This is a genomic window from Pseudomonadota bacterium (genome assembly GCA_034660915.1).
Lineage (GTDB): Bacteria > Desulfobacterota > Anaeroferrophillalia > Anaeroferrophillales > Anaeroferrophillaceae > DQWO01.
Genome location: JAYEKE010000211.1, coordinates 1 through 8000, shown reverse-complemented (window position 1 = coordinate 8000; position 8000 = coordinate 1). Strand labels below are relative to the sequence as shown.

General features: G+C 47.2%; 8 protein-coding genes. All 8 read left to right on the top strand.

What is annotated here, in order from left to right; translation table 11 throughout:
• Positions 1-303 precede the first annotated feature (303 nt).
• Positions 304-927, top strand: coding sequence for a hypothetical protein (locus U9P07_11750; protein ID MEA2110081.1), 624 nt, complete (start codon positions 304-306; stop codon positions 925-927).
• A gap of 119 nt (positions 928-1046) precedes the next feature.
• Positions 1047-2231 (top strand): CaiB/BaiF CoA-transferase family protein, encoded by a 1185-nt coding sequence (locus U9P07_11745; protein ID MEA2110080.1) that lies wholly within the window; start codon positions 1047-1049, stop codon positions 2229-2231.
• A gap of 30 nt (positions 2232-2261) precedes the next feature.
• A complete protein-coding gene (locus U9P07_11740) occupies positions 2262-3542 on the top strand; it encodes an acetyl-CoA C-acetyltransferase (GenBank protein ID MEA2110079.1) in 1281 nt (426 codons plus the stop codon).
• 96 nt (positions 3543-3638) lie between these two features.
• Positions 3639-4490 carry a 3-hydroxybutyryl-CoA dehydrogenase gene (locus U9P07_11735; protein MEA2110078.1) on the top strand — a complete coding sequence of 284 codons (852 nt, stop codon included), beginning with the start codon at positions 3639-3641 and terminating at the stop codon, positions 4488-4490.
• Positions 4491-4552: 62 nt separating this feature from the next.
• Positions 4553-5692 (top strand): acyl-CoA dehydrogenase, encoded by a 1140-nt coding sequence (locus tag U9P07_11730; protein ID MEA2110077.1) that lies wholly within the window; start codon positions 4553-4555, stop codon positions 5690-5692.
• A gap of 24 nt (positions 5693-5716) precedes the next feature.
• Complete coding sequence (locus U9P07_11725; protein MEA2110076.1) at positions 5717-6487, top strand: electron transfer flavoprotein subunit beta/FixA family protein; 771 nt, start codon at positions 5717-5719, stop codon at positions 6485-6487.
• A 14-nt stretch (positions 6488-6501) separates the two neighbouring features.
• Positions 6502-7467 (top strand): electron transfer flavoprotein subunit alpha/FixB family protein, encoded by a 966-nt coding sequence (locus U9P07_11720; protein ID MEA2110075.1) that lies wholly within the window; start codon positions 6502-6504, stop codon positions 7465-7467.
• Between the two features lie 124 nt (positions 7468-7591).
• Positions 7592-8000 (top strand): acyl-CoA dehydrogenase family protein (locus U9P07_11715; GenBank protein MEA2110074.1); only part of this gene is annotated, 409 nt, incomplete at its 3' end.

Sequence of the window (8000 nt, the reverse complement as noted above, 5' to 3'; positions counted from 1 at the left end):
CAGAAAAGATAAAAATACTCTCACAGAGGCACAAAGTCACAGAGAACCCGAGTCATTTGCCCTCTGTGACTCCGTGTCTCTGTGAGAAATAATAAAAATTTGTCAATCTATAGACAAAGTCGAATATGTACGATTAGTATCAACACCCATTGGGTGAACATGTATAATATTAAACATCTTGTAATCATTGAGCTAATAGCTAAGTGCTAAAGGCTAAACGCTTAATTCTGGTAAAGCTTAAGTTGCTTGTATGCTTCTCAGATCGAGTAATATCCAGATGATATTCACTCAGGGGGAATATAGATGAAACTAGATTTTTCCTTTTTCAAATATCTGCCTATATGGTTGAAAACGAGTTTGGTGTTGTTGGTGTTGGCAGGTTCGACAGTTGGCTTTTTCTACATCGCCAGAATATCCAACACGGATGCAACCTTGTGCCAATCATGCCACCCAGTTATTTTCCGTCAGTGGCAGGAGTCGAAGTTTCACCCCCAAAAAGTGACTTGCCATGAATGTCACAGCCAGCTTCGGGGTCCATTTCCTGAAGCTGATGATAGCCTGATTAATCATTATCGCAGTTTGATTATTCCGGAAAAATTTAAGGCAGACAAACAGAGACTGAATGAAAACTGTCTTCAGTGTCATGAAGATATTCCCCAGCTAAAAGAAGTGAAAGAGACCAAAATTGTCAAAATATCACATAAAAAACACTTTAAAGGTAAGAAGGTAAAGATTGATAATTGTTTGGTTTGTCACTTTTCCATAACCCATGATAAATTTTCTATTGAAACTAATCGACCACGAATGCATGGTTGTTTTGCCGGTGATTGTCATAAGGCTGATCGCAAAGATGACAAGTGTGAATTATGTCATTTTGTAAAATTGGTTGAGACCGAAAAAATACTTGAAAAAACAAGTGCCAGATAGTAAACAAAATAGGGTTATGCTTGTCGCTGACCCTATTTTTATCTATCATACTATAACAGCTTACGTTAACTGATAATAACTCACGATAATATCCAGGCTTATGTGTCAACTGGTGCTTGATGAATCCGTCAGCATTACTTAAGGATCTGCGCGTACTCGACCTTTCCCGCTTGTTGCCGGGACCGTTCTGTTCTATGATCCTGGCTGATCATGGCGCCCGGGTTTTAAAAGTTGAATCTCCGGGTGAAGGTGATTACATCCGTTCCTGGGAACCCAAAGTTGATGATTACAGCGCTTTGTTTCTGGCCGTCAACCGGAATAAAAAATCTCTGACCCTGGATTTAAAAACAGAACAGGGTCAAGAGATTTTTTTTCGCCTGGTGCGGGAACATGATGTGGTGCTGGAAAGTTTCCGTCCCGGGGTCATGAGTCGCTTGGGGATAGATTATCATCGGGCCAAAGAAGCCAATGAGAAAATAATTTATTGTTCCATCAGCGGCTATGGTCAGTTCGGCCCGGAAGCTGAGAAATCTGGTCATGATCTTAACTATCTGGCTGAGAGTGGTGTTCTGCATACCAGTGGTTGCGCGGATGGCCAGCCGGTGGTTCCCGGCATCCAGGTAGCAGACATTGGCGGCGGGGCCTTGTACGCGGCAAACGCCATTCTCATGGCATATATTGCGGTTCAGCGCGGTGAAACCGGTGCTCATCTTGATATATCCATGACAGACGGTCTGGTTTCCATGTTTTCTCTGTTGTCGGCCTATTTTTTTGCCCAGGAACGTGATCCCGGCCCCAATGAAACTACATTTAATGGTGGACGGGCTGATTATCAGGTATACAAAACCCGGGATGATCAGTATATGGCCTTGGGGGCGCTTGAGGAGAAATTCTGGCGAAACTTTTGTCTAGCCGTTGATCGCCCTGATTTAATTGAGCGTCAACAGGGTGATGGAAAGTCTCAGGGTGAGTTGACGCAGGAACTGAAAGACATTTTTGTCCGGCGATCCAGAAAAGAATGGGAATTGCTGTTAGCTGGTAAAAATACCTGCTGCGAGCCGGTGGTCAGTTTCGGGGAAGTAACTGCTAATGAACATTTCAGGGCCCGGGATATGTTCTATGATCTTGACTTGCCCGATGGTGGCAGTATTCGGCAGTTGAATTCTGCCATTATGGTTGATGGGAAGAAACGTATGGATCATTGTTTTCCCCCAGGGCTGGGAGAGCATACTGAAGAGATATTACTGTCTTTAGGGTATTCGGCTGATAAAATTAAGCTCTTTCGGCAGCAGAAAATTGTATAAGCAATCAATAATGGATTAAGGGGGGAAGTAATGAAAGAAGTTGTAATTGTCAGTGCCGTGCGGACGGCCATTGGAACCTATGGTGGCAGTCTTAAAGATGTTTCTGTTGTTGATCTGGGAGCGACAGTTATCCATTCAGCGATGGAAAGAGCCGGTTTAAGGCCGGTAGCCGCGGATTCAGTTGTTTGTATGGGGCCGGACAAACTGCAGGGTAAAGGCTGTGAAATTGAAGAAAAATATAATTCCTGGGATGAAAGCCTGCAGCCGGTACATGTTGACGAAGTGATTATGGGTAACGTTGTTCCTGCCGGGCAGGGACAGAATACTGCCCGTCAGGCCTGTATCCATGCCGGCCTGCCAAGAGAAACGGGGGCATATACAGTTAATAAAGTGTGTGCTTCCGGCATGAAAGCAGTAGCCCTGGCTGTCCAGTCAATTGAAGCCGGGGAGGCGGAAGTGGTAGTGGCCGGTGGTATGGAGAATATGAGTCAGATTCCTTACGCTTTTCCAAAAGCCCGCTGGGGTGCCCGGATGTTTAATGCCGAGATGGTTGATTTGATGGTTCATGATGGATTATGGGAAATCTTTTATGGTTACCACATGGGGCTGACGGCGGAAAACATTGCCGAGCTTTATGATGTTTCCCGCCATGATCAGGATGAACTGGGCTGCACCAGCCATCAGCGGGCGTTGGCAGCCATCAAGAATGGGATTTTTGCCAAAGAGATTGTTCCGGTCATGATTCCCCGGCGCAAAAAAGATCCCCTTGCCTTTGATACTGATGAACGACCCATGGAAACTACTCTGGAGAAGATGGGTAAATTGGCGACGGTATTTAAAAAAGGAGGCACGGTAACCGCCGGGAATGCTTCCGGTATTAATGATGCCGCTGCTGCCCTGGTCCTCATGTCCCGGGAAAAAGCCGAAAGTCTGGGGCTGACCATTAAAGGGATTGTCCGTGGTTATGATTTCGGTGGCATTGACCCTTCATATATGGGGTTGGGACCAATTCCGGCAGTCAGGAAACTGATTGGCAAACTCAAGATGTCTCTTTCTGATATCGATTTTATCGAATTGAATGAAGCCTTTGCATCCCAGGCATTGGCCTGCATGCGTGAATTGAATCTCGATATGGACAAGACAAATATCTATGGCAGCGGTATTTCCCTTGGCCATCCTATTGGCTGTAGTGGTGCTCGCATTTTGGTGACCCTGCTGACTGCCCTGGAACAGAATGATGCCCATCAGGGTCTGGCTTCACTTTGCATTGGTGGTGGTCAGGGAGCGGCTATGGTGGTGGAACGGCCTTAGTCTTGCTGGCTTCGTAAGAACTCCATCGGTTTTATGGTTTTTTACGAAAACGAAAGCATCGAATCTTGTAATTTTGCATTATAAAGGAGAATAATTATGGCAATTAATACTTTTGGCGTTGTTGGTGCCGGTCAGATGGGCAATGGTATCGCTCAGGTTGCGGCTACCGCCGGCATGCAGGTTATCATGCACGATATCGCCGATGAGTTTGTGGCCCGGGGTATGAAAACGATCACCAAGAATCTTTCCCGCTCGGTGGAAAAAGGTCGAATTGCCCAGGAAGAGATGGATACCATTCTGGGACGGATTACCACTGCCACGGATTTAGCTTCCATGAAGGATGCTGATATTGTCGTTGAGGCAGCCACGGAAAATGAAAAGATCAAGCTTGATATCTTTGCCAAATTAGATGATATCTGCTCCGCTGAAGCAATACTTGCTTCCAATACTTCCTCGATTTCAATTACCAAAATTGCCGCGGCCACCAAGAGGCCGGGCAAAGTTATTGGCATGCATTTCATGAATCCAGTGCCGGTGATGAAACTGGTGGAAATTATTCGCGGTCTTGCCACAACTGAAGAAACTTATATTGCAGTCAGGGAGCTGGCTGCAAAAATGGGCAAAACCCCATGCGAAGCCAGTGATTATCCTGGGTTTATTGCCAACCGGGTTTTATTGCCGATGATCAACGAAGCAGTGTATTGCCTCTTTGAAGGTGTGGGCAAACCTGAGGATATCGATACGGTGATGAAGTTGGGGATGAATCATCCCATGGGCCCCCTGGCCTTGGCGGATTTGATTGGTCTGGATACCTGCCTGGCTATCATGAATGTGCTGCATGAAGGTCTTGGAGACTCCAAGTACCGGCCATGTCCATTGCTGAAGAAATATGTGGATGCCGGCTTTCTGGGTCGTAAAACCGGCCGGGGATTTTATGATTACAGCTGATAGCAAATGATGCTATAAGGGTGTATAGATTGGTGATCCTTGATAATGAATGAGGAGTGACTATGGATTTTTCCTATACTGAAGAAGAACGGATGATGATGCAGATGACCAGGGATTTTGCTGAAAAGACAGTAAAACCTCTGGCGGTGGAATCTGATCGAGAGCACAAGTTTCCCCGGGAAACGGTTGAGAAGATGGCCGCGTTGGGGTTGATGGGGGTTACGGTTCCTCCCGAATATGAAGGTTCAGGGATGACTAATGTCTGCTATTCTATTGCTGTTGAGGAACTTTCCCGTCATTGCGCTTCCACTGGAATTATAGTATCAGTTAATAATTCTCTGGCTTGTGAACCGGTAAAACTTTTCGGTACCGAAGCCCAGAAAAAGAAATATCTGGCGGACATGGCCAGTGGGCGTAAACTGGGCTGTCTGGGTCTGACAGAAGCTAATGCCGGCTCAGATGCGGCCAACCTGTCAACCACTGGCGTTTTGGATGGTGATGAGTGGATTATTAATGGCCAGAAGATCTTTATTACCAATGGCAATGAAGCCGATTATTGTGTGCTGATTGTCCAGACGGATAAAAGCAAGAAACATCGGGGATTGGCAGCTTTTATTGTTGATCTGGATAATCCGGGGTTCAAGGTGGGGACCCTGGAGGATAAACTGGGTATTCGTGGTTCATCCACTGCTGAACTGGTTTTTGAAGACTGTCGTATTCCCAAAGAGAATCTGCTGGGAGAAGTAGGCCAGGGATTTAAAATTGCCCTGGTAACGCTGGATGGTGGTCGTATTGGGGTGGCTTCACAGGCTCTGGGAATTGCCCGGGCGGCGATTGAAGATGCTACCGCTTACGCCAAAGAGCGGGTTCAGTTTGGCAAACCCATTGCCAATTTGCAGGCTATCCAGTGGATGCTGGCCGATCTTTCTACTGAATATGATGCCGCCCGTCTGCTGATCCATCGGGCAGCTTATTTGAAAGACCAGAAGCTGTCTTACAGTAAAGAAGCGGCGATGGCTAAGCTGATGGCTTCCGAGTTGGCTATGAAAGCGGCGACCAAGGGAATTCAGATTCTTGGTGGTTATGGTTATACCACTGATTATCCCATGGAGCGTTATTTCCGGGATGCCAAAATCACTGAAATCTATGAGGGAACCAGTGAAATAATGCGTTTGGTGGTTTCGGCTAACATTTTAAAATAAACCATAGATGAGGAGGTAGTAATTGTGAACATTGTAGCATGTATCAAACAGACCTTTGATACCGAAGCTAAGATCGTCATTGATAATGGCCAGGTATCAACCCAGGGAGTAAACCTGATTGTTAACCCGTATGATGAGTATGCTGTTGAAGAATCCATTCGCCTGAAAGAAAAGAATGGCGGTGAAGTGGTGGTGGTTTCGGTTGGCGGTGACAAAACCCAGGAGGCCTTGCGCTATTGTCTGGCCATGGGTGCCGATCGGGCCGTCCTGATTCAGGATCCGGCCTTGGAGCAGGCTGATAACCTTGCTTGTGCAACTGCCATGGCCAAACTGATTTCTCAGATGGAATATGATCTGGTTTTCTGCGGCAAGGAAGCGGTAGATGATGGCGCGGCTCAGGTCCCTTCAATGCTGGCCGAAAAGATTGATCTGCCCCAGGCCAATGTGCTTACAGCTTTCGAATTTGCCGATGGTAAGGTAACAGCTACCAGGGAAATTGATGGCGGCAGTGAAATCCTTGAAGTGCAGCTACCGGCAGTTTTTTCAGCCCAGAAAGGCTTGAATGAAGTTCGTTATCCGTCATTGCCCGGCATTATGAAGGCTAAACGTAAAGAGCTGAAAGTTGTCAGTCTGGCAGACCTGGAATTGAGTGCTGATGATGTAGCGGCAAAAACGGAGTTGGTTTCCGCTGAATTGCCATCGCCTCGCAAAGCTGGGCGGGTTCTTTCCGGTGAGATTGATGAAATGGTAGCGGAGCTGGTTAGCTTATTAAAAGATGAAGCCAAGGTCATTTAAAGGAGGAGACCATTATGAGTATCGTAGTATTTGCCGAACAACGTGGAGGAGCTTTACGGAAAATCACCTTTGAAGTTATCAGTGAAGGTAAACGTCTGGCTGCAGCAGCTGGAGATTCACTGAAGGTGTTGCTTGCCGGTGATAATGTCAGCGGCCTGGCAGATGAATTGAAAAAATTCGGCCCGGATGAAATCGCGGTAGTCAACAGTGATAAACTGGCCGACTATACCACCGAAAGCTATGCCGGAGTTCTGAGTGATTATGTCAAACAGGAAAATCCCAGTCTGGTACTTCTGGGACATAGCGCCATTGGTAAAGATCTTGCTCCCCGGGTGGCCGCCCGCCTTAATGCCGGGCTGGTTGCCGATTGCATAAATATTAATTATGATGGTGGTGATTTTTCCTTTATTCATCCCACTTATGCCGGTAAGGCGGTGGCAACCTATAAAGTGAATTCAGAAATCAAAATGGCAACTCTGCGTCCCAACGTTTTTTCCTTGGAAGAAGCTGATGGCGAGGCCGCGGTGGTAGATTTTACGCCGGAGATTGCTGACGCGCGGACAACGGTCAAGGAAGTGATTCAGCAGGCAGGTGATCGTCCGGAGTTGACGGAAGCTGATATTATCTGTTCAGGTGGGCGTGGTTTGGGTGATCCTGAAGGATTTGGCCTGATTGAAGAGCTGGCTGATGCTTTGGGGGCGGCTGTCGGTTCTTCCAGGGCGGCTGTTGATGCTGGTTGGCGTGGACACCAGGCTCAGGTTGGCCAGACAGGTAAAGTAGTCAGCCCCAATCTCTATGTTGCCTGTGGGATTTCCGGGGCTATCCAGCACCTGGCAGGCATGGGTTCATCCAAGTGCATTGTTGGGATTAACAAAGATCCGGAAGCCAATATTCTGACTGTTGCTGATTTTGGTATTGAGGGTGATCTTTATAAGGTTGTCCCGGCTTTGATTGAAAAACTGAAGGAAGTAAACGGCTGATTTGCCGGTTAATACAAGCTCACGATTAGCAGGATGATCCTGGTTTCCCAAGATCAATCCTGCTGATTGTGAGTGTTTTTTATAGAGGGACGGGATGGACTTTTCGCTGTCAGATGATGAGAGAATGGTACAGGAGATGGTCCGTGATTTTGCTCAGACTGAGTTAAAACCACAAGCGCCGGTTCTTGACCGGGAACACAAGATGAACCTGGATAATCTTGCCAGCATGGCTGAGCTGGGCCTGATGGGAATGAATATCCCGGAAACCTATGGTGGTTCTGAAGCCGGGGTCATTCCTTACAGTTTGTCAATGACTGAGGTTGGCCGGGCTTGTGCGGCCACGGCAGTCACCATGTCAGTTACCAATATGGTTGCCGAGGTAATTTGTACCTTTGGTACCGAAGCCCAGAAGCGTAAATATGTGCCGCTCCTGTGTAATGGTGAGTATTCCGCCGGTTCTTTTGGCCTGACGGAATCCATGGCCGGCTCCGACCTTGGGGGAATGAAGACCTCGGCAGTCAAGGAAGGTGATT

Coding starts and splice junctions, on each gene's coding strand:
- U9P07_11720 (MEA2110075.1), top strand. CDS start 6,502: ATGAGTATCGTAGTATTTGCCGAACAACGTGGAGGAGCTTTACGGAAA.
- U9P07_11735 (MEA2110078.1), top strand. CDS start 3,639: ATGGCAATTAATACTTTTGGCGTTGTTGGTGCCGGTCAGATGGGCAAT.
- U9P07_11745 (MEA2110080.1), top strand. CDS start 1,047: ATGAATCCGTCAGCATTACTTAAGGATCTGCGCGTACTCGACCTTTCC.
- U9P07_11750 (MEA2110081.1), top strand. CDS start 304: ATGAAACTAGATTTTTCCTTTTTCAAATATCTGCCTATATGGTTGAAA.
- U9P07_11730 (MEA2110077.1), top strand. CDS start 4,553: ATGGATTTTTCCTATACTGAAGAAGAACGGATGATGATGCAGATGACC.
- U9P07_11740 (MEA2110079.1), top strand. CDS start 2,262: ATGAAAGAAGTTGTAATTGTCAGTGCCGTGCGGACGGCCATTGGAACC.